We start from the raw sequence: 22,643 nt of genomic DNA, 5'->3' as shown, positions 1-22,643 counted from the left end.
TTTACCTCGTTACGCTTCTTCTGTAGTTGAATGCCCCTTAAGCCAGTTTCTGTGATGTGGGAGTCCACAATAGCCTGCGGCTTGGCCTGCAAGCACTGCAAGGCGAGTGCGCGCGCAGAGCGAGACCCGCGGGAGCTTTCTACCGAGGAGAGCTATGCCTTTATCGACCAGATTGCCGCCTTCCGCAAACCCTACCCTGTACTGCGCATCACAGGCGGCAATGCTCTGAGGCGGGAGGACATCTTCGACCTGATAGGCTACGCCAAGGACGCGGGCCTAACTGTGACAATAGCACCCAGCACCACACCTTTGCTAAACAGGGAAAATATACAGAAGCTTAAGCGCGCAGGCTGTGACGTTGTGGCAATGAGCATAGACGGCGCCACGCCGGAGCAGCACGACAGCTTTCGCGGAGTGCCGGGCACCTTTGAAAGACTGGTCAGGGCGACGCAGATAATGCGAGAGCTTCGCTTACCCTTCCGATTGCTCACGACGGTGACGCGCTACAATGTGCGCCAGCTTCCTGAGATAATGTTTCTCGCAAAAAAGCTGGGAGCAGTAGGCTGGTACCTGTACATGCTCATCCCCACCGGCAGGGCAAGGGAGGAGCTCGCACTTTCGCCGGCAGAGTATGAGGATGTATTCAACTTCGTCTACGACGTAATGCGCCTGCCGCTTATAACAGTGAATGCCATCGCAGGAAGCGAGCCCTACCGTCGCGTCGCCGTTATGCGCCGCCTTGTGGAAGAGGGCATGCTCGACGAAGGCGCGGTGATGCAGGGGGAGCTGTATTCGTATCTGAGGCAAAAGCTGGAGCAGCTAACCCACGGTGTGGAGGTGCACGAGGTTGAGGCAGGGGGCAGCTATAAGCCCAAGGACAGGAAGCTCTTCGGCAAGGGAATATTTGTGGCGCACAGGGGTGAGGTATATCCCAGCAGCTTCATGCCGGTTACGCTGGGCAATGTCCGCGAGGAGACGCTTCAGGAGATATACTCGGGCTCAGAGGTGCTCAGGGAGCTTAACGATGCGTCGAAGCTCAAGGGACGGTGCGGAGTGTGCGAGTTCAACGATATATGCAGGGGCTCCCGCTCGCGTGCCTATGCTGTAACCGGGGACTACCTGGCGGAGGATCCCTACTGCGCCTATGAACCCGGCAAAGTGGAGCTTCCCGACGTGGACAAAGAGGCGATACTGCAGGAGCTCAGGGTTACTAATTTTTCGAGGCGGATTGGTTAGTTTTTATTGGTGGGCACACACTTTAGCCAAAATACAGATGTTAGTTTTGAGATTATAACTGTTATAACCTATTGAAATTTAAGGTATCCTCCTTTTTAATTTTTCTTTTTATTTTTTAAGGATTCTAGCAACATACCAATTGCAATAAAAACAATTCCAAGTCCTATATTCCTAAGAAGTTCTGCAAACCATCTCACTTTTTTGTTGTAATTCAAAGTAAAAATATGATGTCCCACATTTTCCCATCCCTCTAACATCTTTACCGTAGAAATACGGAGAGTATTATTATAATAATGGTCAACCAGCTCATCGGGTCTAAAACTCTCGAAACATTTAATGTTATCACAAACAAAATCCCTTGTTCCTAAATAAAACTTGAAGAATGCCCCATTTTCGTCTCCAGTAGGAGGCAAAATTTTATTACCTGCAGGAGTAAACATGAATTCCGCATTTGGATATATCGTTCCATTTAAAGATATCTCCATGTAAGTCCAATCGCTTTTTTTATTGCTATCTAAGCTGTGAATGAGATATTTCTTTTTATTATATCCCATGATTTCCTCTATTCTGTAATCTTGGTTCTCTTTAAATTGATAAGCATTGCGTTTTCTAGTGCCATTTATCCAAATAATTTTCTTTATGGATAGTTCTTTTGGCAATCCAATCTCAATTCTTTCCAACTTATATGTGCCGCCTATCTCAAATGACATTTTGCCATTCTTTTTAGTAAAATCATAATATATTTGGAAGTCACTAAACATTACAGTAGAAGGTTCAGCTTCAAAACTAAAATCATATTTATGAAATTCCAATTCTTTAACTTCAAATATAAGACCAACCAAAAGAAGGAAACCCCCAATAAATAATATTGTTTCCCATCTAACAAGAGTTAGAATTTTCTGTTTGTATTTCATTTTGAATTAAAGTTCACCTCCACACTGATAACTCTTTACACCAACGGTTAATCAATGGTCGTATTCTATCTTCGCATTATGTCATCTGTTTATATGATATTTGATAAATCTTATAACGTTTTCTTCCTTATATCCTTTTAGGGATATTACAACATGTAAATTCTAAACATATTAGAAGACCTCTGCAGATTTGGAAAATATCTTATTTCATCACAATGTGCCGAAGTTCCCACTAAAAACTCACCACTCCAAATCCTGCACAAGTATCGACTGGAGCAGGTGGTAGTCGCCAGCGCCGAGCCTTTCTTCAAAAACCAGCATCTCCTCACCCTCCTGCAGGGAGGAGCACTCCACGCTGAGCCTGCGGAAACTTCCCTTTAGCAGCGCCTCTATAGAATGTATTGCATTGTCGCTCACCTCGAGGAGCACATAGCCCATCTCATCGCCTCCAGTCAACGCGGTTCTGCATGTAGATTGCGAGGAGGGCGTAGAGGTTCCTGGGAGTCCTCTCCGACAGCAGCACGCCCTTCTCAGGCCTGCCCTCTATATTTACCTCGCAGCTCTTGCAGGCGTCGCCAAGCACAAGCTTCGCATGCTCCAGTTCCTCATCGCCAAGCTCAAGTGCTATGTAGGGCATTTATCACACCTCAAAGAGCTCGGGAAGCTCAGCCTCAAGCTTTGCCAGCTCCTCTGCCAGTATCGCCTCCACCTCGGGTACATGTGCACGCATGGCAGCGAGGTGCTCCTCCACAGCCTCCGCCACCTCGCCGTTCACAAGGGTGACATAACCCAGCTTCGCCACCTCCGGTGAGACGTTCCTGAAGGGTGAGACGTCAAGAATCACAAGACGCTTCTCCAGCTTAACCGCCGAGAGAAGCTCTGGGGTAATGCGGTAGTGCGACGCCAGAGTGGCACAGAGGAGAATGTCGGCATCGCCCAGTGCAGCGTATCGCCTATCGTACTCCACTGCCACCGCGCCAACCTCACGGGCGCATCGCAGCGCTATGTCATGGTTGCGGTTCAGCACGGCAATGCTTGCGCCCTCCTGCTTCGCCAGCATCGCAACCTTCCTGCCGGTTAAGCCTGCGCCGTAAAGCAAAAGCCTTTTGCCCTCAAGCCCTGTCGCTGCGTTAAGCGCCTCCATAGCTCTGAGGTGGAGGTCGCCTCCGGCTATGCCCGTCTCCTCGCGTGCTCTTTTGCTTGCAAGCATCGCAGCGCCGAAAAGCTTCTCCAGCGCATTGCCAGCGGCATGCGCTGCCTTCGCCTGCACAAGCGCCTCTTCGACCTGCCAGGGGATGTAGGTTTCGCCAAGCACACGGGACTCTATGCAGCACGCAAGGCGAAAGAGGTGCTCCGCCGCTTCCCTGGCTGTGTAAACCCTAAACAGCTCTGAGAGCTCCTCCTCTGCGATGCCACTGTGGTGTGAGAGTGCCTCCAGAATAGCAGGAGTTGAATCTCCGGTGGTGTAAACCTCCACCCTGGTGCCCGTCTGGAAGAGCACCCGCTCGCCAAGGTGGAGAGTTGCCTCATAGAATTCGCTGGGAGAGGAAAATCTCACCCGGGAGAAGTTTTTATAGCTGGTTTTTATGTGATGCAGGGAGAGGCAGGTCAGAGTCATAGCAGGTCGGCGTAATTCATCATAAAATTCGCGAAAATCTCAGCGTCGCTCATCTCCTCGTAGTCAGGGTCCTCCCGCAGCTCTGAGAGGAAGCTCTCATCTATAACGAGCATCCCCATCTTACCGCTCTTTGTGTCGTACACAGTAACTGCAAAGTTGCCAAGCATCGTCATCTCAGCGAGGTGTTCTCCAAGCTCCATAATCATCCCTGGCTCAGGGGGTATTACTATATTGATTATACACTGCGCCCTTGGACCCTCACTCCTGCAGAAAACCTCCGCCTTCTCCTTCGCCTCCATGAGCATCGCAGATACATCCGCACCCTCAAAGCTCGGCAGAACCTCGCAGAGGGTGTAGGTCATGCCCTTGGGATGTCTGCAAACCTCGCAAAGGTCAATTTTTGCAACACTGTCTTTAAATGTGAATATGACATTCTTCTTGCGCTCATAGCGCACCATGCCCTTGCTGATGCGCTCCGCCCGCTTATGCTTATCCTCCTCATCCAGGCAGAACCTCTCCAGAAAATCCTTCTTATCCATAAAAACCACACCCTTAGCAAGTATAGCCTAACGAGGGTAAAATTGTGCGCGGTTGTGGGTGGTTTTGCACACTTTAATAAATTATATATACTAAAAAAAACTTTAATCAATTCACCTGAGGTATGTATGTTTTGCAGTAATTAAGGCAGGAGGTGAAATGAGGTGGCATCGGAAACCCCCCTTCTGGATGAGCTTGAAAAGGGGCCGTGGCCCAGCATAGTTAAAGAGATTAAAAAGACGGGCTACGAGGGTCTTCTCAAGCTCTATGAGTTGAACTACGAAGATAAGGTAACCCACTGGACGCACGGCGGTATGGTGGGTGTTCCCGGCTATGACGCTGGTGTTATTGGCAGGGTCTCTGACAAGCGTGAGATACTTGCAGATGCCCATACAATAAGGTTCATCCAGCCTGCCGGGTGGTTCTACAGCACACAAAAGCTACGTAAACTTGTCGAACTCTGGAACAAGTACGGCTCAGGTTTAATGAACTTCCACGGCGCTACTGGAGACCTGCAGGTGGTGGGAATACCCACAGAAAACATTGAACCCTTCTTCGATGAGGCGGCAAAGGAACACTGGGATATCGGCGGCAGCGCCGGCGACTTCCGCACTGCGAGCAACTGCATCGGCCCTGCGCGCTGTGAGATGGCGTGCATCGACACCAACGACATATACCACACCATGATGAGCGACGAAGAGATACTCAACGACATGCACCGTCCGCGCTTCCCCTACAAGTTCAAGCTGAAAATCTCTGGTTGTCCCACCGACTGCGTTGCAGGCGTGCCCAGAGCAGACTTTGTTGTTATGGGCACCTGGCGCGACGACATAAAAATCGACCAGGAGGAAGTAAAGAACTACGCCAAAGGCGACGAGGTGGACGTGGAGTACATTGTTGCCAACTGCCCCACAAATGCGATGAGCTGGGATGGCAATGAGCTGAAGATAAACAACGACGAGTGTGTGCGCTGCATGTACTGCTTGCAGAAGATGCCCAAGGCACTCTCGCCGGGTGACGACAGGGGCGCCACAATACTCGTCGGTGGACGCGCTCGCGGTCGCTATGGCGCCTTCCTGGCGTGGACACTGATACCCTTTATGAAGGTGGAGCCGCCATACGCTGAGCTGAAGGAGCTGATATACAAGCTCCTGAACTGGTGGGACGAGAACGGCAGAGCAAAGGAGAGAATCGGCGAAACCATATACCGCATTGGTGCCGGCAAATTCCTGAACGAAGTCGGACTTGAGCCACTCCCAACTATGGTGAAGGCGCCCAGGAACAACCCCTTCTGGTTCTACTTCCCGGGCGAGGTGCAGGTTGATTAGGAGGTGGAAAAGATGGCGATTCCCTTTGACGAACTGGACTTTGGTCCACCGGATTATAAGGAGATGCTTCCCCCCGTGGTTAAGCGCAACTACGGTAAGTGGAAGTACCATGAGGAACTTGAGCCGGGTGTTTACAAGCATGTGAGCGAGAGCGGTGAGGAGGCATATACCATCCGTACTGGACAGCCCAAGTTTATCGCCAGCGAGACTGTGCTCAAGCTGTGCGACCTGGCGGATAAGTACGCCAGCGGCTGTCTGCGCTTCACATCTCGCCACAGCATCGAGTTCATTCTGGACAGCAAGGACAACGTGGAGCCCCTGAAGAGGGAGCTTGCAGAGCTTGGACTGCCGGTAGGCGGTACCGGCAGGACAGTGCGCAGCATAGTAGCATGCACCGGCTGGGTGCACTGCCACACGCCGGCGACGGATTCACCCGGTCTGCAGAAGGTGCTCATGGACGAGCTCTACGACTACTTTGTTAGCGAGAAGCTCCCCACGCGCCTCACCATAGCCGTCTCGGGCTGCCTCAACATGTGCGGCGCAGTGCACTGCTCAGACATCGCCATACTTGGAGTTCACCGCCGCCCGCCGACAGTTCTTGACGAAGTCGTCAGCAAGGCCTGCGAGATTCCAAGCATGATCGCCGCGTGCCCAACCTATGCGATAAAGCCCAAGATGATAAAGAAGGAGGACGGCACCACCCTGAGGAGCATAACAATAGACGGCGAGAAGTGCATGTACTGCGGTATATGCTACGGTCTCTGTCCTGGCACACCTCTGGCAGACCCCAAGAACGACGGCGTATCCATCTGGGTAGGCGGTAAAATCTCAAATACAAGAGGTGGCCCGGCATTCTCCCGTCTGGCGGTGCCCTTCATACCCAACAACCCACCCCGCTGGCCGGAGGTGGTGGAGACTGTTAAGAAGATAGTCGAAGCCTGGGCCAGCGACGCAAAGCCGGACGAAAGGATGGGCGAGTGGATAGAGCGCATCGGCTGGACAGAGTTCTTTGAGCGCACTGGAATAGAGTTCACCCACAAGCACATCGACGACTACATCTTTAACATCCGCGACATGAATGCGGGCGCTCGCGTTAAGGGCAAGGAGCTAAAGAAGTTCTCCTGAGGCCCACCCCTCCTCCTTTTATTTTTAAAGCTAATTTTAATAAAAATTAAAAAAGAGGGCGGAAGTATTTACACCTGCTTTCTCTCTGCAGAGCCTATGCCCTCGACGATTATTGCACTTGTGGGGCAGCTGTTTACTACTTCCTCCAGGTCGCAGTCTTCGCCGTCGCCTATTACATAGCTCTTGTCGTCCTGGAGCTGGAAGGTGCTTGGGCACAGTGATTCGCAGGTTCCACAACCCACACATGCATCGAGGTCAATCTCTATATCCACCATTACTTAGCCTCCTTTCAATTTTCCAAGCATAGCTTTAGTTTAACATATTTAAATTTATTGTTATGGTGTGTTTTAACTTGTTAATCCTTCGGGCTTAGGCGCCTCGCACTCTGCGGGGTTACCAAAAAGTTTAAATAAGCAGCGATAACCCTGAAGAATCGGAGGTTAAAAGAATGGTGGACATAACTATAGACGAAGACAAGTGCGTTGGCTGTGGAACCTGCATTGACAGCTGTCCGTCGGCGGTTTATGAGCTGAACGACGACGGCAAGTGCACAGTGATAAACGCCGACGACTGCGTGGAGTGCTGTGCCTGCGTAGAGGCGTGCCCTGAGGGTGCAATCTCGCATGGCTCCTGCTGAGCAGGGGCCTTCCTTTTCTCTATTTTTCCCCAGATATTACCTTTGGTAATAAGTTTTACCGAAAATTATATATATTGTTACATATCTGTATTCTGGAAGGTGATGTCATGACGGTCATTAATCTAAAGTGCAGAAACTGCGGAAAGCGCTATCCCGTAGAGCCGGTAAGCATCTGCGAAGAGTGCTTTGGTCCGCTTGAAGCAGAGTACAACTACGAGGAGATAAAGGAGAAGCTGAGCAGGGCTGAGATTACGAAGCGCCCGCATACGCTGTGGCGCTACCGCGAGCTTCTGCCTGTGGAGAAGGATTCCAACATAATCGACCTCCATGCTGGCTTCACACCGCTCCACCGCGCTGATAATTTAGCGGAAGCTCTCGGTCTAAAGGAGCTGTACATAAAGAATGACTCCGTAAATCCGACCTTCTCATTCAAGGACCGCGTTGTGAGCGTGGCGGTGAGCAAGGCAATAGAGTTCGGCTTCGATACAGTGGGCTGTGCCTCGACTGGCAACCTGGCGAACAGCGTCGCTGCGCATGCTGCAAAGGCGAAGCTGAACTGCTACATCTTTATTCCAGCGAACCTCAACCTCGGGAAGATAATCCAGACCCTCGCCTACGACCCAAACCTTATAAGTGTGGAGGGCAACTACGACGACGTTAACAGGCTGTGCACAGAGATCGCTGGCTACTACAACTGGGGATTTGTGAACATAAATCTGAGGCCCTTCTACTCTGAGGGCTCAAAGACACTGGGCTACGAGGTTGCGGAGCAGCTGGGCTGGCGCGCGCCTGAGAGGGCGATTATCCCTGTGGCGAGCGGCTCTCTGCTCACAAAGATACACAAGGGGCTGAAGGAATTTGAAACCCTGGGGTTAATAGACAGCGCAGACACCAGGATAACCGCAGCCCAGAGCGAGGGATGCTCACCCGTAACCACTGCCTTCCGTACGGGCGAGCCTCTTAAACCCGTTAAGCCCAACACCATAGAGAAGAGCCTTGCCATAGGCAACCCCGCGGACGGCTACTATGCGGTAAAGGTGATTAAGGAGACCCATGGTACAGCCGGTTCAGCGAGTGACCCGGAGATTATTGCTGGTATAAAGCTCCTGGCAAAGACGGAGGGAATATTCACAGAAACTGCAGGCGGCGTTGTGATAGGCACACTTAAAAAGCTTGTAGAGGCTGGCGAAATAGACCGCGACGAGAGCGTCGTGGCATACATAACAGGCAATGGCTTAAAGACCCAGGATGTGCTTGCAGAATACCTGACAAAGCCGCCGGTTATAAAGCCAGACCTGGACGCATTTCGCGAGCTGGTTGAGAAGAAGCTAGAGAAGGAGGTGGTCGCATGGTAACTGTTAGGCTTGCAACCCCATTGAGAAAGTTCAGCGACGGTAAGCCAGAGATAAAGGCTAGTGGTAAAACAATCCGCGAGATTATAGAGAACATAGACAGAGCGAAGCCGGGCTTCAAGGAGCGCATAATTGAGAACGGCGAGATAAAGCAGTTCATAAACATCTTCCACAACAATGAGGATGTGCGCTTCAAGAAGGGCCTTGACACAGAGCTCAGCGAGGACGACGTCATAAGCATCCTGCCCGCAGTATCCGGAGGTTAAGCAGTGATAATATACTCCCCGCACAGGGTGGAGCGCTTCTCCTGCGTTTACCGCGAATGTGGAGCCAAGTGCTGCGTTGAGGGCAGAGTTATCACTTCGCGTGGAGTAGAGCGCATCTCCAGGGCGACTGGCAAAGCCCCTGAGGATTTCGCAGTGCTCAAGCCCGAGAAAGGGCTTTTTCGCCTCAAGGGCAAAGCAGGGAAGTGCATATTCCTGCGCGAGGACCTGAGCTGTGAGCTTCATGAACTTGGGGCGAAGCCCCTCTCCTGCCAGATGTATCCCTTCCTGTTCGACGGCATAATCTATGCAGACGAACTGGTGCTCAAGCTTCGCTGCGCCGAGGACTGCCCCGGCATTGGAAGGGGCGACACCCTCTGTGAGGAGTTTGAACTCCGCATTGAGGAGCTGGGCAATCAGTTCGTGAGAGAGATTAAAGATTACCTGAAGGAGAGTCGAGAAAATGAATCTAAATGAGATAAAGCGCTATTCAAGGCAGCTCATCCTCCCGGACTTCGGCACCAAGGAACAGGGCAGGCTAAAGAAGGCGAAGGTGGCTGTAACCGGGGCCGGCGGCCTGGGCTGCCCAATCGGGACCTACCTGACCCTCGCCGGCGTGGGCGAGATTCACATCTATGACTTTGACCGCATTGAGCTGAGCAACCTGAACAGACAGTTCCTGTACACCCCCGGCGATGTGGGCAAGCCAAAGGCTGAGCTTGCGGCAAAGCGCCTGGGCGAAATAAATCCGGAGATCAAGGTAGAGGGAATAGATGAGAAGATAACCTACGATAACGCCTTTGAGCTTTTCAAGGGCTACGACGCCATTGTCGATGGTACAGACAACTTTGCTGTTCGCTATGCCGTAAACGACTCAGCCGTGGTCAACCGTGTGCCCCTGTTTCACGGCGCCGCGCTGATGTACGAGGGCAGGGCAATGAGTATCCTTCCCGGAGAGACTGCATGCTTCAGATGCGTATTCCCTGAGCCGCCGCCAGCAGGCATGATACCCACCTGCCGTGAGGCAGGTATTCTCGGCTCTGTGGTGGGCATTGTGGGGGCGATTCAGGCGACTGAGGCTGTACGCTACCTTGCAGGGCTGGGAATAGGGCTCAAGAACCGCCTTCTCATAATCAATGTGGATGAGATGCGCTTCGAGAAGGTTAAAGTTGCCAGACGAAGCGACTGCTCAGCCTGTGGTGAGGAATTTATACCAAAGCCCGTGGAAGAGGTATGCACAGTGTTACCCGGAAGCGACGCTTCCGGTGTGACGGAAGGTGAGGACTGATGGAAATCCTGGATTTACGCGGCGAGAAGTGCCCTGATACCTTCGTGTACACAAAGATTAAGGCGGAGGAGATGGGTTATGCAGGCGGTGGAAAGCTTAAGGTTATTGTGGACTACCTGCCTGCGGTTGAGAGCATCCCCAGAAGCCTGGCTCAGGAAGGCAAGGGATATAAGGTTTTAGAGGTTAAGCAGGCGGGAGAAAAGACATACGAGATTTACATAGAGGTTCCCGCCTTTGAGGATTAGCCATGGATAGAATACGCGCCTATTTCGGAAGCAGATACCACCTCGTGGGTGTTAAGCTGTTTAAGGAGATTCCTGAGGGTTACCCCACGCCGGTGAAGCCTGGAAAATTCTGTGAATTCGTCAGACGCGCGGCGCTGGGTGAAACCATACTGATGCGCGCTGAGGATGAGGAGTGCCATCAGTCGCTAATCGCTCTGGGCTTTCAGGAGCCCATGTTTGTGGACCTTCAGCCCCGCATTGAGCCTGCTGAGACCAAGGCGGTGCTCATCGCACCTGTTGAGGAAATTCCCGACCCGGACGTGGTGCTGATGATAGCCAATCCGCGCCAGGTGATGGAGGCAGCGGCGCTCCTCCACGGCATCGAAGCGAAGTTCGCTGGCGAAATTGCAGTGTGCGGCGAGGTTATTGCGGGGCCTCTTAAGAGCGGGAAGGCAAATGTCACCTTCCTGTGCGGTGGCGCGAGGATGTTCGCAGACTACAGGGACAGCGAGGTTATTCTGGGCGCTCCCCCTGAGGTTTTCAAGGAGCTTGAGGCTCGCGTCCAGGTGCTTGAAAAGAGCTGCGGTGCACTCTGCGGCTGTAAGACCAGCGACCTGCCGCCGCGCATTGTTCAGACATTCTCTGAACTCGGCTTTGAGCGGGGCATAGACTACTTCTTCGGCAGGGTTAACTCCCAGAATGTGCGCATATACCTGAACAAGGACATCAATGGCAAGGTGGAGTACATAACAATTCACTTCCCTGTGAAGGGCGAGGTGGAGGCCAGGCCACCCTTCCAGAAGAGGAGGCGCGGCTCCTGGGTGGACCTCTACGCCACGTTCAAGGATGGCGAGGGCTTTGAGATAAGCACCGGCAAGGGCCTAAAAGAGCTTATTGAAGAGCTGGCAGAGAAGGTGGAGTCTCAGAAGAAGGCCGCTGCAAGATAAATGGGAGAGTTGTTAACCCCCACGGCAGGTGCATCCTTCCAGTTGCATCACTTCTTGCAGGTAACCAAAAGCTTTATTAATAATTATAAATAATGACAATTTGTCTTTAAGAGGTTAGTCCTTGTGGTGAGATTACTCGCGACCCGCATCTTGGGCTGTGAGGCCCTGCTAAGGAGGATAGGATATGGCTGAAGGAAAGGAGAAGGCGGAGAAGGGCGCCGCAAAACAGGAGAAGGAAGAGCCGAGGATTGGCGTTTATGTGTGTCACTGCGGTATAAACATTGCAGGCGTTGTTGATGTCAAGAGCGTCGCCGAGTACGCGAGCAAGCTGGAAAATGTTGTGGTTGCCAAGGAGTACAAGTACATGTGCTCCGACCCGGGGCAGCAGCTCATTAAAGATGACATAAAGGAGCACAAGCTAAACCGTATTGTTATTGCCGCATGCTCACCCCGGATGCATGAGCCTACTTTCAGGCGTGCCCTTGAGGAGGCAGGACTCAACCCCTTCCTCTTTGAGCAGGCTAACATACGCGAGCATGACTCCTGGGTGCACATGAAGCAGCCGAAGGAGGCGACTGAAAAGGCAAAGGACCTGACGAGGATGGCAGTCGCCAGAGCGCGCTACCTTGAGCCGCAGCAGAAGCCCAAGGTGAAGGTTAAGAAAGCTGCGCTTGTCGTCGGGGGAGGAGTTGCGGGTATACAGAGCGCCCTCGACATGGCGGACATGGGCTTCAAGGTATACCTGGTGGAGAAGACCCCAAGCATAGGGGGTAAGATGGCTCAGCTGGACAAGACCTTCCCGACTATGGACTGCTCTGCCTGCATTTTAACGCCTAAGATGGTGGACGCCGCGAGGCACGAGAATATTGAGATTCTCACATACGCCGAGGTTGAGGAGGTAGACGGCTTCATAGGCAACTTTAAGGTTAAGGTTAGGAAGCGTGCCAGGCAGGTGCTCGACGACAAGTGCACCGGCTGCGGGCTGTGCGCCGAGGCGTGCCCTGTGGAGGTTCCGAATGAGTTTGACCAGGGGCTGGGTGTGCGCAAAGCCATATACGTACCCTTCCCGCAGGCTGTGCCGCTGGTTTACACCATAGACGACGAAACCTGCTTGGGATGTGGAATGTGCGAGGCGGTGTGCGGACCAGAGGCCATAGACTATGATCAGAAGGATGAGGTGCTTGAACTGGAGGTGGGCACTATAGTCGTGGCCACCGGCTTCGACCAGTTCGATGCCGCCAGAAAGCCCGAGTACGGCTACGGGCGCTATGAGAATGTTATCACTGGCCTCGAATTTGAGCGGCTGGTAAATGCCAGCGGCCCCACAGGGGGTAAGCTTCTTCGCCCAAGCGATGGCAAGGAGCCCCACCGCATAGGCTTCATCCTTTGTGTGGGCTCTCGCGATGCGAAGGTGGGCAACCCCTACTGCTCCCGCGTGTGCTGTATGTACTCCATAAAGAATGCCCGCCTGTACAAGGAGAAGCACCCCGAGGCAGAGGTTTACGTGTTCTACATGGATATCCGCGCCTACGGCAAGGGCTACGAGGAGTTCTACCGACAGGCGCAGGAGGAATACGGAATTAAGTTTATCCGCGGTCGTCCAGGTGAGATAGTCGAAGACCCCAAGACAAAGAACCCCATAGTAAGGGTGGAAGACACACTGCTCGCTCTACCCCTGGAGGTTGAGCTTGACCTTGTGGTGCTCGCTGCGGGCATGGAGCCTGCGCAGGACAGCGATAAGATTCAGCGCCTGCTCAGGCTGAGCAGGAGCACCGACGGATTCTTCGCAGAGGCACATCCCAAGCTCCGTCCGGTGGATACGCTCACCGATGGCATATACCTTGCAGGCACCTGCCAGGGGCCGAAGGATATCCCTGATACCGTGGCGCAGGCCAGCGCAGCCGCTGCAAGAGCCGCGATACCAATGGCGCAGGGCGAGGTGGAAACAGAACCCATTGTCGCCTTTGTGCGCAAAGAGCTCTGCATAGGGTGCAGGATATGCGAGCGCACCTGCGATTTCGGCGTGATTACCATGGTGGACAGAAAGGCCCAGGTTAACGAGGCTATCTGTAAGGGCTGCGGCGCCTGTGCAGCTGCCTGTCCAACTGGAGCAATGCAGATACGCCACTTCACCGATGAGCAGATATATGCGATGATTGAGAGTGCAATGCGCGAAGACGGTGGAAAGGAAGAAGTAAAAGCAGAAGCCTGAGGTGGAAAAATGGCAGAGTTTGAACCAAAAATTATAGCCTTCATGTGCAACTGGTGCTCTTATGCCGGCGGGGATCTGGCGGGAACCTCTCGTTTGCAGTACCCGCCAAATGCGCGGATTATTAGGTTGATGTGCACTGCCCGCCTTGACCCGGCGTATGTGCTCAAGGCTTTTGCGGAGGGTGCAGACGGCGTTCTTGTGGCGGGCTGCCACATAGGCGACTGCCACTATGTCACAGGCAACATGAAGGCAGAGAAGCGTGTTGAGATGCTCATGAAGCTCCTGCCAGAGCTGGGGATTGAGCCCGAACGCTTAATGCTACGCTGGATTTCTGCAGCCGAGGGTGAGCGCTTCGCCAATACCATGAAGGAGTTCATAGCGCGTATTAAGAAGCTCGGCCCGAGTCCGCTGAGTCTCAGCGCCGGGGGCTGATTCCCCCTGTATTTTATTTTTTTTATTTCTTAGTATATCTCTTTTCCATCTGCCATGACATTTTTGGAATCCAGTAAATCCCAAAGATAATAGCAGAATAGAATATACCAAGCGAAAATGATGATGCGTTAGATACGAAAATAACCACACCAGCGGAAAGAATTATATTAAGCAGATCAACTTTATTTATTTTGTCGTATTTAAGTAGTGCTTTTGGTATCCAGCAGATTGCCAAGATTATTGCGGCATAATACAATCCCATAAGGAAATTTGATATAGAAGAGACGAAAATAAATATCGCTCCTGACAGAAGAAGATTTAATAAGCCCTTTTTGTTTATTTCCCTGTTAACCAGCATCCCGCTCATATCCAGTCTCCCGATTCCACCCCATATCGATCTTCGAATGTTACATACTCTCCGCGATAATGTATTTAATACTTTTCAAAAGCAGTGGGCAAATGTGGCCCAGCGTTTGAGTGGGATTTAGAGACGATTTCCGACGGCTGCTTTCTGCCAACTGGTAATGGAGCTTAGGGAATCCCTGAAGCGCTGTATGCGCTGCGGCTTCTGCAGGGCGAGCTGCCCTGTGTTTAAAGAGACAAAGAACGAGGGGAGCGTGGCGAGGGGCAAACTTCAGACGCTGCTCGCCCTGCAGGAGGGTGAGATTCCGGCGAGTGAGAAGGCATTGCTCCGCCTCTTCGAGTGCACCACCTGCGACGCGTGCAGCGCTGCATGCCCCGCTGGTGTGAGCGTGGCCTCGCTGATAGAAGAGGCGCGCCGCCGTTACCTCGGAAAGCTTGAACTCCCTGTGCATGAGTGGAAGGTGGAGATTACACGGGAGATGGGCAACCCCTTCGGCGAGGTTATGCGCGCTAGCAAAGGCGAGGCGAGCACCGCCTACTTCCCAGGCTGCACCACCCAGTTCAGAGCAAAGGAGATAGAAGAGGCTGCGATTAAGCTTCTCGGTTTGATATTTGACGATTTTGCCGTGATTCGCGATTTCTGCTGCGGCGCACCGCTGCTCACCTTCGGCTCTGCCTGGGAAGAGTTTATTGCGCAAAATAGAAGGAGGCTGAGAGAGCGGGGCGTGGAGAGGCTGATAGTAACCTGTCCGGGGTGCCACAACACCTTTGCTGAGCACTACCCGGAGGTGGAGGTGGTGCACCTCTCAAGACTCCTCCGCGAGAACATGGAGAAGCTCACCCTGTCGCCACTTTCCGCGAGCGTCGCCTACCACGACCCCTGCCACCTGGCGAGGGGGGCAGGGATTTACAGGGAGCCCCGCCTGCTGCTCAGGGCTATACCACAGCTTGAACTGCGCGAGCTTGCGCATTCGAAGCTAGAGACGCGCTGCTGCGGCGCTGGAGGCGGCTTTCCCCTCGCCTTCCCCGAGTTGAGTGCTTTGCTGGGGAAGAGACGCCTAGAAGAGGTGAGGGCTGCCAATGCGGATATCCTCGCCACCGCCTGTCCCACCTGCTACATTCACCTGAGAAACCTTGCCAGGGAAGATTTAAAAGTTGAGGAGGTTACTGTGTTACTTGTTGAGCAGGAGGCTGAGTTATGAGGTTTGCGAAAGATATAGATGAGGAGAGTTATGTCACCGCCACCTACTATCTAGAGACGGGTATGGACCTGAAAAAGGCTGCCAAGGCTCTTGCAGCAGAGCAGAGCACAGGCACCTGGCTCAGGGTAGGGTTTGAAAGCGATGAGCTCATCGCAAGGTACAGCGCCAAGGTGCTGGAAGTGGAGAAGCTGGGCGAGGAGGGCGGAGTAAACAAAGGCAGACTCCGCATCGCCTTCCCCCACGGCAACTTTGGGGCAGTGCTCCCCATGCTTCTCACCACCGTGGCGGGCAACCTTTTCGAGATGGGCGAGTTCAGGAACATAAAGCTTCTCGACCTGGAGTTTCCGGATAGCTATCTGCGCGAGTTCCGTGGACCCAAGTTTGGCATCTCGGGTTGTAAAGAGCTTCTCGGGGTAGAATGGAGACCGCTTATAGGCACAATAGTAAAGCCCTGCGTGGGGCTTTCGCCTAAGAAGTTTGCGGAGGCGTGCTACCTGGCTGCGAAGGGCGGTGTGGACTTTATCAAGGACGACGAGCTCATCGCAAATCCGCGCTACTCGCCCATAGAGGAGCGCGTGTCTGTCACGATGGAGGCGATAGATAAAGCCAACGAGGAGAAGGGTGAGAAGACCCTGTATGCGGTGAATATCACCGACGAGGTTGACAGGATACTTGAGAACGCCGACGTAGCTCTGGAGAACGGGGCCAACTGCCTGATGCTCAACTTCATTACCGCGGGCTTCTCGGCCTTGCGGGTACTCTGCGAGGACCCGAGTATAAAAGTGCCAGTCCACTGCCACCGCGACATGTTCGCCGCCTTCACACGCAGCGAGGTTCATGGCATAAGCACAGTGGTTGTGAGCAAGCTTACGCGCCTTGCCGGCGGGGACCAGGTGCACGTGGGCGCAATACTGGGCAAGCTGTACGAGGACATAGACTCCGTGCTGGAGAGCGTGGAGGCACTGAAGCAGGAGATGGGAAAACTCAGGCGCGCTCTGCCCGTGTCCTCCGGTGGGCAGCACCCCGGCAAGATACCTGCAAATGTACATTACCTGGGTGAGGAGGCGCTAATCCTCGCCGGTGGAGGAATCTATGGTCACCCCCTCGGCGCTGAGGCAGGCGCCAGGGCGATGCGCCAGGCTCTGGATGCAACACTTAAGGGCATGCCTCTGGAGGAGTATGCGAAGGAGCACGAGGAGCTCAGGGCTGCCATTGAAAAGTGGGGCGTGGTGAGGTTTTAGCAAAGATTTTAATACCACCACCGCAAGCTCTCTCCATGGATTTTATCCAGGCTCTGCTGCTGGGCCTGCTCCAGGGCGTGGCCGAGTGGCTGCCCATAAGCAGTTCGGGGCAGGCGATGCTGGCGATGGTGAACCTGCTCGGTGTGGAGGCCCTGGCAGCGCTTGATGTTGCCTTCTTCCTCCACCTGGGCAGCCTCCTGGCTGTGCTGCTCTACTTTCGCAGAGATATAAGAGGCATGCTCACAGCCGGCCTTTCCCGGGAGGGCTCGAGGGAAAAGGGCACCCTGAGGTTTCTCATCTACTCCACCCTGACCACGGGCATTGTGGGGGTACCTCTGTATTTCCTCGCGAGGGAGAGCTTCTCCACCCTGGGCGAGGGTGTAAATCTGATAATAGGCCTTGCCCTCCTCGCTACGGCCGCCCTGCTCCACTTTTCACCCGCTTCTGGCACCAGGGGAGTTGAGAGCAGCGTGCTCAGAGATATGCTCATAGCCGGCATAGCCCAGGGGATTGCTGTCGTGCCCGGAATTTCCCGCTCCGGAATTACCGTGGCGGTGCTGCTGATGCTACGCTTCCGCAGCGACGAGGCTTTAAGACTCTCCTTCCTCATGGCAATTCCAGCTATCGCAGGGGTGAACCTGCTCTCAGCCCTCACCGGCGGGTTTGGAGCACTGCCCTTAGAGGTGCTCACTGCAGGCTTTGCCTCTGCCTTCCTCGCGAGCCTGGTCGGCATAAGATTTCTTCTGGGCGCTGCGCGAAGGCTGCGCTTTGAGTACTTCTGTCTGTTTTTCGGTGCCCTTGCGCTGCTCGCAGGGCTCTGGGCGGTTGTCTGAAACCTGACGCAGAGCAACGCTACCTTTATATCCCTCCTCTACCACCTTTTTCTCATGGACTCGTCGCTTTTTGAACTGACATCATCGAGGTACTTCAATGCTGCAGTCCTGCTCATCGCCTTTATAATTGGTGCGAAGGTGGTGGACCTGCTCGTCACCCGTGGGCTTCTGCGAATAACTGCGCGCACGCGCTTCACCTTCGATGACCGCCTCGTGGGGATACTCCACCGCCCCCTCTTCATATCCATAGTGCTCTTCGGCGCTGTGCACACGGTGCGCTACATCCAGCCACCCTCACAGGTGGAGTTCTATCTGGTAAACCTGCTCAAATCGGCGGCTGTGCTGATATGGGTGGTGGCCCTCTATCGCTCAATCTCAATAATCTTCGTAGGCCTTGCGGTGCGCATTGTGGACGTCACAGGCCTGGGAAAAGAGCTTGTACCACTGCTCGAGAACATCGCCAAGGCGATGCTCATTGCGGGTGCTGTGATGGTTATGCTTTCAGTCTGGGACAAGGACATAACGCCCATCCTCGCCTCCGCAGGTATCGCCGGCTTCGCCGTCGCCTTTGCCGCAAAGGATACAATAGCTAACTTCTTCGGCGGTGTGAGCATATTCATGGACAAGCCCTTCAAGATAAGCGACTACATAATCCTCGACTCCGGTGAGAGGGGGGAGGTTGTGGAGATAGGGCTCAGGAGCACCAAGATCAAGACCCGCGATGATGTGCTGATAAGCATCCCTAACTCCATAATTGCCAGCTCCAAGATAATAAATGAGAGTGCTCCCCTGCCCCGCTTCAGGGTGCGGGTGCCCATAAGTGTGGGCTACGGAAGCAATGTTGACAGGGTTGAGGAGCTTCTCAGGGAGATAGCACTGGAGAATGAGTACGTCGTAAAGGAGCGCTCACCGCGGGTGCGATTCAGAAGGTTCGGCGACTCGGGCTTGGAGTTTGAGCTGCTTTGCTGGGTTATAGAGCCGCGCTACAAGGGCAGGGCGATACACTACCTTAACAGGGAGATCCATCGCCGCTTCGAGGAGGAGGGAATAGAGATACCCTACCCGAAGATGGACATCCACATCTACAGGCAGGGGGAGGAATAACCTTTTATTTTCCAGGGCATATCTTAATTCATGGAGAATGTACTGAAGAGGATAGTGCCCACCCCTGAGGAGGAGGCAAGGCTGAGGGAGGTGGAGAAGGAGTTAATTGCACGCATAGACGCCGAGGCTTCGCTGTACGACCGCCGCCTCTATGCTCGCCTCCTGGGCTCTGCCTCACGGGGCACGTGGCTGCGCTACCAGAAGGACCTGGATGTGTTTCTCTTCTTCCCTGAGGAGTATTCAAAGGAGGACATGGAGCGCATAGTCACAAGTATAGCCTCACGCCTTCTCAAGAGGGTGGAGAAGAGATATGCGGAGCACCCCTATGTGCGCGGAGAATACAGGGGCTACGAGGTGGAGCTTGTACCCTGCTATGCGATAGATGAGCCGCAGTACCTGAAGAGCGCTGTTGACAGAACACCCTTCCACAATGACTATGTTATGAAGCGTATCTCTGGCCTTGAGAATGAGGTGCGGCTGCTGAAGCAGTTTCTCAAGGGTATAGGCTGCTACGGCGCTGAGGCGAAGGTTGAGGGTTTCTCGGGTTACCTCTGCGAGCTTCTGGTGATAAAGTTTGGAAGCTTTAGGCGTGTGCTTGAGGCAGCGAAGCACTGGCGGCCGGGGGTGGTGCTGTGGTTGCGCGGTGATGTTGACGAGAAGGCGCTGCGAAGGAAGTTCTCCTCCCCCTTAATATTCCTGGACCCGGTGGATGCGAGCAGAAACGCAGCGGCGGCGCTATCCCGGCAGAAGTTCAGCGAGTTTGTGTATGCCGCGAAGGAGTACCTCGCTGAACCCCGCGAGGAGTTCTTCTTCCCCCACGAGAGGGAGGTGAGCAGGCGAGGGCTGCTCGCACTGCTTGAAAAGAGGGGTACTGAGCTTCTTGCCCTGCGTTTCCCTACCCCTGAGGTGGTGGACGACATCCTCCATCCACAGCTGAAGAAGGCTCTCCGTCTGTTTGAATCTCTGCTCCGTAACGAGGGCTTCGGGGTTATCGGCAGCACCTTCCACGTGGCTGAGAAAACTCTGCTGCTATTTGAGCTCGCGAGCCTGAGGATACCCGCAGTTAAACTCCACCTCGGACCAAAGGTGAACACCCAGCATGAGCCGCGCTTTCTGAGGAAGTATGCAGAGAGTGGGGATAAGCTCTCTGAGCCCTTCATCCGGGGCGGGAGGTGGGCTGTATACCTGAAGCGAAAACATGTACGCGCAGGAGAGCTGCTGGGGGATTTCATGAAGGCGGGTAGACTCAAAGAGAGGGGAATTCCCAGCCATGTCGCAAGGAGCCTTAAAGAGGGATACTCGGTGCTCGAGGGCGAGGCGTGCCTGGTCGAAGAGGCGCTGCCAAGCATAGCGGAATACCTCGACCCCCTATTCCCCTGGAAGAGGTGAGGGATGTTCTCCAGCCTGAGAGAGATAAGAGGTGTGGGAGAGAAGGCAAGGGCTGAGATTATCTCAGCCTATGGCAGCGAAGCTAGAGCGCTGAAGGAGCTTTCCTCACTCAGGTTCTACAGGCTTTTCTCCTCTAATGTAATGCCCGCGAAGCAGGCGGATATCGCCAGGGAAATATTTTCGAGGGTTGCAGGTGTTGAGTACGCAGAAATGCTTGCCACGCCGGAGGCAAGGCAGCTGTATGCCCAGGTGCTTGAAGCTCTGCGCAGAGAGGCATGCACAGGCTACGCTAAGGCGAAGCTCTCCCTTTTCTATCCTGTTGCCAGTGAGAAGAGCCTGGCGGTGCTGCGCCGCGACGTCGCCGCCGGAGAGAGGCTAGCGAGGGCTCTGGGCATGGAGAGGCTCAGAGCACTGCGACAACTGCTCAGCGGACTGAGCTACCTCAAACCTCCGCGCAGCGTTAGAATAGCGTCGCAGGTTGTGGCTGTGGAGGATGATGCGCTATATCAGGAGCTGGCCTCCAGGTATAGAGGCATGGTTGAGGTGCTTCTGGTAGAGAGCCCTGAAGACCTGGAGGCGATGCGCGGGTACGAGCTGGTGCGCTATGTTGACTCCGGCAATGGGCATGCCTCCATGCTCATGGGTGCGGCAAATGTGGAGATGTTCCCGGGGTTCTCTGAGCCCGAGGTTCTGCCTGAGGTTACCCTCTCCTTCTTCCAGGAGAATCTCGACACAATTGAGACCTGCGCAAAGGTGCTTGGGGCTGTGGGGGAGGAGAGGCTTCGTGGATTCGGGAAGGAGCACCTGAGCGGCGGGGAGCTTGAGCGAATAGCAGAGCAGGTGAAGGGGCTGAAGGAGGAGAATCCCTACGCCTATGCCTCGGCGAAGTTTGCGCTTGAGGCTGAAGCGTGTGTAGAGGAAGCCAACCGCGAGGTTGAGCGCCGCGTGGAGAGGCAGGGCTTGGCTATACGGGGCGCCGAGATGCTCAACATGCTCACCAGGTTAAGCTCATCGCCGGAGCAGTATCTCCCGGAGGAGCTCCGCGAGGTTATAGCTGAGGTGGCTGAGGAGTACGAGGCAGAGCTTGCAGAGAGGCTGCACCTGAGCAGTGAGGCGCTGAGGTTCGCGGGCTTGTTATCCTCCCAGGTATCCTATCCCCTTGTGCTGAGCCGGGAGAGGCGCGCCGAGCTGGAGTCCTGGCTCAGCAACGAAGCCTCGCGCCGGAGTTTCGCTGCGAAGAGGGAGCTCGCATCCAGGCTGGCGAGCAGTATTCCAAAGGTCAAGCGGAGTGTGGAGCTTGCGCTTGAGCTGGACTATCTCCTCGCCCTGGGAAGCTTCTGTCTGCGCTACTCCGCGGCTCAGGCAAAGGTGGGCAAGGATATGAGGCTGCACTTTGTGAATGCACGCCACCTGCTTCTTAGCGCCTCCTCTCAACCGCAGCCGGTGAGCTATGAGCTTGGCTATGGGGGGCGGATAGCCGTAATCACCGGTGCCAACTCGGGAGGCAAAACCACCCTTCTGGAAACCATCGCCCAGGTGCAGATAATGGCCCAGTCTGGCTTGCCGGTGCTTGCAGAGCAGGCGGAGGTACCCATTGTGCAGAGACTGTACTTCTTTGCAAAGCGCCGCGGGGAGAGCGGCGCCGGCGCCTTTGAATCGTTGCTCCGCTCCTTCGCCGGCATAGTCACGAGGGGAGGAGAGCGCAGGCTGGTTCTGGCCGATGAGATAGAGGCGGTTACTGAGCCCGGGGCGGCGGCGAAGATAATCGGCGCACTTCTGGAATGGTTCTCCCGCGATGATGCCACGCTCGTTGCAGTGGTGACCCACCTGGGGGAGGAGCTTCTCAGCCTCGGCATAGAGGGGATGCGCATCGACGGGATTGAGGCCAAGGGTTTGGACGAGAATCTCAATCTTATCGTTGACCGCAACCCGGTGCTGGGCAGACTTGCGCGCTCCACGCCTGAGCTCATACTCGAAAGGCTGAGCAGGAAGAGCGGAGAGGATTTCTACACCTTCCTGCTGCGGAGATTCAGGGACAGGGGGTAAACCTCAGCCTCTCCCCTGCCTTGAGGTCAACGCTTCCAGCCCTCACCTCAAGCACATAGCTGCAAGCATTGCGCGGCCTGTACCAGCTCCACGGTTTGAGGGTGGCAATCTCAACCACGCGCATATCCTCGTCAATAAAGTAGAGGTCAATGGGAAAGCGCATAAAGAAGGAGTGGATTACTTCACGCTCTGCATAACCGGGGAGCCTTATAAGCAGCCCCTCCCCCTTTGGCAATCCGCTCCTGAACATGAGCCCTATTGCACGGGATAAAAAGGTATCCGCAAGTCTGGCTCTGCACACAAGCTCACCATCTGAGGTGTGAATCTCATAACGCATGGACTTCTATCTCAC

The 22,643-nt window shown here is 54.3% G+C and carries 26 protein-coding genes; 18 read left to right on the top strand and 8 right to left on the bottom strand.

Annotated features, from left to right (window positions below; genetic code table 11):
- Positions 1–30 precede the first annotated feature (30 nt).
- Positions 31–1,236 carry a TIGR04053 family radical SAM/SPASM domain-containing protein gene (locus tag ACXJJW_RS08125; protein WP_456475238.1) on the top strand — a complete coding sequence of 402 codons (1,206 nt, stop codon included), beginning with the start codon at positions 31–33 and terminating at the stop codon, positions 1,234–1,236.
- A 95-nt stretch (positions 1,237–1,331) separates the two neighbouring features.
- On the opposite strand, the gene ACXJJW_RS08120 is transcribed toward ACXJJW_RS08125, so the two are convergent.
- The 5 genes from ACXJJW_RS08120 to ACXJJW_RS08100 form a co-directional block, all read right to left on the bottom strand.
- A complete protein-coding gene (locus tag ACXJJW_RS08120) occupies positions 1,332–2,150 on the bottom strand; it encodes a hypothetical protein (RefSeq protein WP_456475237.1) in 819 nt (272 codons plus the stop codon).
- 240 nt (positions 2,151–2,390) lie between these two features.
- Positions 2,391–2,588 carry a hypothetical protein gene (locus ACXJJW_RS08115; protein ID WP_456475236.1) on the bottom strand — a complete coding sequence of 66 codons (198 nt, stop codon included), beginning with the start codon at positions 2,586–2,588 and terminating at the stop codon, positions 2,391–2,393.
- Position 2,589: 1 nt separating this feature from the next.
- Positions 2,590–2,787, bottom strand: a complete 198-nt coding sequence (locus ACXJJW_RS08110) for a hypothetical protein (RefSeq protein ID WP_456475235.1) — start codon at positions 2,785–2,787, stop codon at positions 2,590–2,592.
- A gap of 3 nt (positions 2,788–2,790) precedes the next feature.
- Positions 2,791–3,768 carry a glutamyl-tRNA reductase gene (locus tag ACXJJW_RS08105; RefSeq protein ID WP_456475234.1) on the bottom strand — a complete coding sequence of 326 codons (978 nt, stop codon included), beginning with the start codon at positions 3,766–3,768 and terminating at the stop codon, positions 2,791–2,793.
- Positions 3,765–4,307, bottom strand: a complete 543-nt coding sequence (locus ACXJJW_RS08100) for a hypothetical protein (RefSeq protein ID WP_456475233.1) — start codon at positions 4,305–4,307, stop codon at positions 3,765–3,767. Before ACXJJW_RS08100 ends, ACXJJW_RS08105 begins: the two co-directional genes overlap by 4 nt.
- A 162-nt stretch (positions 4,308–4,469) precedes the next feature.
- Here ACXJJW_RS08100 and dsrA point away from each other — a divergent pair, with 162 nt between their 5' ends.
- Together dsrA and dsrB are read left to right on the top strand one after the other, a co-directional pair.
- On the top strand, positions 4,470–5,633 hold the full coding sequence (dsrA, locus tag ACXJJW_RS08095) for a dissimilatory-type sulfite reductase subunit alpha (RefSeq protein WP_456475232.1): 1,164 nt from the start codon (positions 4,470–4,472) through the stop codon (positions 5,631–5,633).
- A gap of 12 nt (positions 5,634–5,645) precedes the next feature.
- Positions 5,646–6,758, top strand: coding sequence for a dissimilatory-type sulfite reductase subunit beta (dsrB, locus tag ACXJJW_RS08090; RefSeq protein WP_456475231.1), 1,113 nt, complete (start codon positions 5,646–5,648; stop codon positions 6,756–6,758).
- A 68-nt stretch (positions 6,759–6,826) separates the two neighbouring features.
- Here the strand turns inward: dsrB and ACXJJW_RS08085 are convergent, their stop codons facing one another.
- A complete protein-coding gene (locus ACXJJW_RS08085) occupies positions 6,827–7,033 on the bottom strand; it encodes a ferredoxin (protein WP_456475230.1) in 207 nt (68 codons plus the stop codon).
- 134 nt (positions 7,034–7,167) lie between these two features.
- Between ACXJJW_RS08085 and ACXJJW_RS08080 the strand changes: the two genes are divergently transcribed.
- The 9 genes from ACXJJW_RS08080 to ACXJJW_RS08040 all read left to right on the top strand — a co-directional run bounded on the left by ACXJJW_RS08080 (position 7,168) and on the right by ACXJJW_RS08040 (position 14,113).
- Positions 7,168–7,395, top strand: a complete 228-nt coding sequence (locus ACXJJW_RS08080) for a 4Fe-4S dicluster domain-containing protein (RefSeq protein ID WP_456475241.1) — start codon at positions 7,168–7,170, stop codon at positions 7,393–7,395.
- Positions 7,396–7,502: 107 nt separating this feature from the next.
- Positions 7,503–8,750: a threonine synthase gene (gene thrC, locus ACXJJW_RS08075; RefSeq protein ID WP_456475229.1), complete on the top strand. Its 1,248-nt coding sequence runs from the start codon at positions 7,503–7,505 to the stop codon at positions 8,748–8,750.
- Positions 8,744–9,013 carry a MoaD family protein gene (locus ACXJJW_RS08070; protein WP_456475228.1) on the top strand — a complete coding sequence of 90 codons (270 nt, stop codon included), beginning with the start codon at positions 8,744–8,746 and terminating at the stop codon, positions 9,011–9,013. The genes thrC and ACXJJW_RS08070 overlap by 7 nt, the downstream gene beginning before the upstream one ends.
- A 3-nt stretch (positions 9,014–9,016) precedes the next feature.
- Complete coding sequence (locus ACXJJW_RS08065; RefSeq protein WP_456475227.1) at positions 9,017–9,487, top strand: hypothetical protein; 471 nt, start codon at positions 9,017–9,019, stop codon at positions 9,485–9,487.
- Entirely contained in the window at positions 9,474–10,298 is an 825-nt protein-coding gene (locus ACXJJW_RS08060) for a HesA/MoeB/ThiF family protein (RefSeq protein ID WP_456475226.1), read from the top strand. Before ACXJJW_RS08065 ends, ACXJJW_RS08060 begins: the two co-directional genes overlap by 14 nt.
- Positions 10,298–10,543: a sulfurtransferase TusA family protein gene (locus tag ACXJJW_RS08055; RefSeq protein ID WP_456475225.1), complete on the top strand. Its 246-nt coding sequence runs from the start codon at positions 10,298–10,300 to the stop codon at positions 10,541–10,543. Before ACXJJW_RS08060 ends, ACXJJW_RS08055 begins: the two co-directional genes overlap by 1 nt.
- Before the next feature lie 2 nt (positions 10,544–10,545).
- Positions 10,546–11,469 carry a DUF169 domain-containing protein gene (locus ACXJJW_RS08050; RefSeq protein WP_456475224.1) on the top strand — a complete coding sequence of 308 codons (924 nt, stop codon included), beginning with the start codon at positions 10,546–10,548 and terminating at the stop codon, positions 11,467–11,469.
- Positions 11,470–11,653: 184 nt separating this feature from the next.
- Positions 11,654–13,681 (top strand): 4Fe-4S binding protein, encoded by a 2,028-nt coding sequence (locus ACXJJW_RS08045; protein WP_456475223.1) that lies wholly within the window; start codon positions 11,654–11,656, stop codon positions 13,679–13,681.
- 9 nt (positions 13,682–13,690) lie between these two features.
- On the top strand, positions 13,691–14,113 hold the full coding sequence (locus ACXJJW_RS08040) for a hydrogenase iron-sulfur subunit (protein ID WP_456475222.1): 423 nt from the start codon (positions 13,691–13,693) through the stop codon (positions 14,111–14,113).
- Between the two features lie 22 nt (positions 14,114–14,135).
- Here the strand turns inward: ACXJJW_RS08040 and ACXJJW_RS08035 are convergent, their stop codons facing one another.
- Positions 14,136–14,480, bottom strand: a complete 345-nt coding sequence (locus ACXJJW_RS08035) for a hypothetical protein (protein WP_456475221.1) — start codon at positions 14,478–14,480, stop codon at positions 14,136–14,138.
- A gap of 157 nt (positions 14,481–14,637) precedes the next feature.
- Here ACXJJW_RS08035 and ACXJJW_RS08030 point away from each other — a divergent pair, with 157 nt between their 5' ends.
- The 6 genes from ACXJJW_RS08030 to ACXJJW_RS08005 are packed head-to-tail and all read left to right on the top strand — an operon-like array spanning position 14,638 to position 22,291.
- The gene (locus tag ACXJJW_RS08030; protein ID WP_456475220.1) at positions 14,638–15,678 is read left to right on the top strand and encodes a (Fe-S)-binding protein; all 1,041 of its coding nucleotides are present in this window, start codon (positions 14,638–14,640) and stop codon (positions 15,676–15,678) included.
- Positions 15,675–16,919: a RuBisCO large subunit C-terminal-like domain-containing protein gene (locus ACXJJW_RS08025; protein ID WP_456475219.1), complete on the top strand. Its 1,245-nt coding sequence runs from the start codon at positions 15,675–15,677 to the stop codon at positions 16,917–16,919. Before ACXJJW_RS08030 ends, ACXJJW_RS08025 begins: the two co-directional genes overlap by 4 nt.
- 35 nt (positions 16,920–16,954) lie before the next feature.
- Positions 16,955–17,752 (top strand): undecaprenyl-diphosphate phosphatase, encoded by a 798-nt coding sequence (locus tag ACXJJW_RS08020; protein WP_456475218.1) that lies wholly within the window; start codon positions 16,955–16,957, stop codon positions 17,750–17,752.
- 54 nt (positions 17,753–17,806) lie between these two features.
- Positions 17,807–18,856: a mechanosensitive ion channel family protein gene (locus ACXJJW_RS08015; protein WP_456475217.1), complete on the top strand. Its 1,050-nt coding sequence runs from the start codon at positions 17,807–17,809 to the stop codon at positions 18,854–18,856.
- A gap of 30 nt (positions 18,857–18,886) precedes the next feature.
- Positions 18,887–20,245, top strand: a complete 1,359-nt coding sequence (cca, locus tag ACXJJW_RS08010; RefSeq protein ID WP_456475216.1) for a CCA tRNA nucleotidyltransferase — start codon at positions 18,887–18,889, stop codon at positions 20,243–20,245.
- Positions 20,246–20,248: 3 nt separating this feature from the next.
- Positions 20,249–22,291 (top strand): MutS-related protein, encoded by a 2,043-nt coding sequence (locus tag ACXJJW_RS08005; protein WP_456475215.1) that lies wholly within the window; start codon positions 20,249–20,251, stop codon positions 22,289–22,291.
- On the opposite strand, the gene ACXJJW_RS08000 is transcribed toward ACXJJW_RS08005, so the two are convergent.
- Positions 22,275–22,628 carry a DUF192 domain-containing protein gene (locus tag ACXJJW_RS08000; RefSeq protein WP_456475214.1) on the bottom strand — a complete coding sequence of 118 codons (354 nt, stop codon included), beginning with the start codon at positions 22,626–22,628 and terminating at the stop codon, positions 22,275–22,277. The two genes, ACXJJW_RS08005 and ACXJJW_RS08000, sit on opposite strands and share 17 nt — an antisense overlap.
- Between the last annotated feature and the right edge of the window lie 15 nt (positions 22,629–22,643).

It is taken from the genome of Candidatus Pyrohabitans sp. (genome assembly GCF_054014795.1).
This window is presented reverse-complemented; position numbering and strand designations above follow the sequence as displayed.

Coding starts and splice junctions, on each gene's coding strand:
- ACXJJW_RS08125 (WP_456475238.1), top strand. CDS start 31: ATGCCCCTTAAGCCAGTTTCTGTGATGTGGGAGTCCACAATAGCCTGC.
- ACXJJW_RS08120 (WP_456475237.1), bottom strand. CDS start 2,150: ATGAAATACAAACAGAAAATTCTAACTCTTGTTAGATGGGAAACAATA.
- ACXJJW_RS08115 (WP_456475236.1), bottom strand. CDS start 2,588: ATGGGCTATGTGCTCCTCGAGGTGAGCGACAATGCAATACATTCTATA.
- ACXJJW_RS08110 (WP_456475235.1), bottom strand. CDS start 2,787: ATGCCCTACATAGCACTTGAGCTTGGCGATGAGGAACTGGAGCATGCG.
- ACXJJW_RS08105 (WP_456475234.1), bottom strand. CDS start 3,768: ATGACTCTGACCTGCCTCTCCCTGCATCACATAAAAACCAGCTATAAA.
- ACXJJW_RS08100 (WP_456475233.1), bottom strand. CDS start 4,307: ATGGATAAGAAGGATTTTCTGGAGAGGTTCTGCCTGGATGAGGAGGAT.
- dsrB (WP_456475231.1), top strand. CDS start 5,646: ATGGCGATTCCCTTTGACGAACTGGACTTTGGTCCACCGGATTATAAG.
- ACXJJW_RS08085 (WP_456475230.1), bottom strand. CDS start 7,033: ATGGTGGATATAGAGATTGACCTCGATGCATGTGTGGGTTGTGGAACC.
- thrC (WP_456475229.1), top strand. CDS start 7,503: ATGACGGTCATTAATCTAAAGTGCAGAAACTGCGGAAAGCGCTATCCC.
- ACXJJW_RS08070 (WP_456475228.1), top strand. CDS start 8,744: ATGGTAACTGTTAGGCTTGCAACCCCATTGAGAAAGTTCAGCGACGGT.
- ACXJJW_RS08060 (WP_456475226.1), top strand. CDS start 9,474: ATGAATCTAAATGAGATAAAGCGCTATTCAAGGCAGCTCATCCTCCCG.
- ACXJJW_RS08055 (WP_456475225.1), top strand. CDS start 10,298: ATGGAAATCCTGGATTTACGCGGCGAGAAGTGCCCTGATACCTTCGTG.
- ACXJJW_RS08050 (WP_456475224.1), top strand. CDS start 10,546: ATGGATAGAATACGCGCCTATTTCGGAAGCAGATACCACCTCGTGGGT.
- ACXJJW_RS08045 (WP_456475223.1), top strand. CDS start 11,654: ATGGCTGAAGGAAAGGAGAAGGCGGAGAAGGGCGCCGCAAAACAGGAG.
- ACXJJW_RS08040 (WP_456475222.1), top strand. CDS start 13,691: ATGGCAGAGTTTGAACCAAAAATTATAGCCTTCATGTGCAACTGGTGC.
- ACXJJW_RS08035 (WP_456475221.1), bottom strand. CDS start 14,480: ATGAGCGGGATGCTGGTTAACAGGGAAATAAACAAAAAGGGCTTATTA.
- ACXJJW_RS08030 (WP_456475220.1), top strand. CDS start 14,638: ATGGAGCTTAGGGAATCCCTGAAGCGCTGTATGCGCTGCGGCTTCTGC.
- ACXJJW_RS08025 (WP_456475219.1), top strand. CDS start 15,675: ATGAGGTTTGCGAAAGATATAGATGAGGAGAGTTATGTCACCGCCACC.
- ACXJJW_RS08020 (WP_456475218.1), top strand. CDS start 16,955: ATGGATTTTATCCAGGCTCTGCTGCTGGGCCTGCTCCAGGGCGTGGCC.
- ACXJJW_RS08015 (WP_456475217.1), top strand. CDS start 17,807: ATGGACTCGTCGCTTTTTGAACTGACATCATCGAGGTACTTCAATGCT.
- cca (WP_456475216.1), top strand. CDS start 18,887: ATGGAGAATGTACTGAAGAGGATAGTGCCCACCCCTGAGGAGGAGGCA.
- ACXJJW_RS08005 (WP_456475215.1), top strand. CDS start 20,249: ATGTTCTCCAGCCTGAGAGAGATAAGAGGTGTGGGAGAGAAGGCAAGG.
- ACXJJW_RS08000 (WP_456475214.1), bottom strand. CDS start 22,628: ATGCGTTATGAGATTCACACCTCAGATGGTGAGCTTGTGTGCAGAGCC.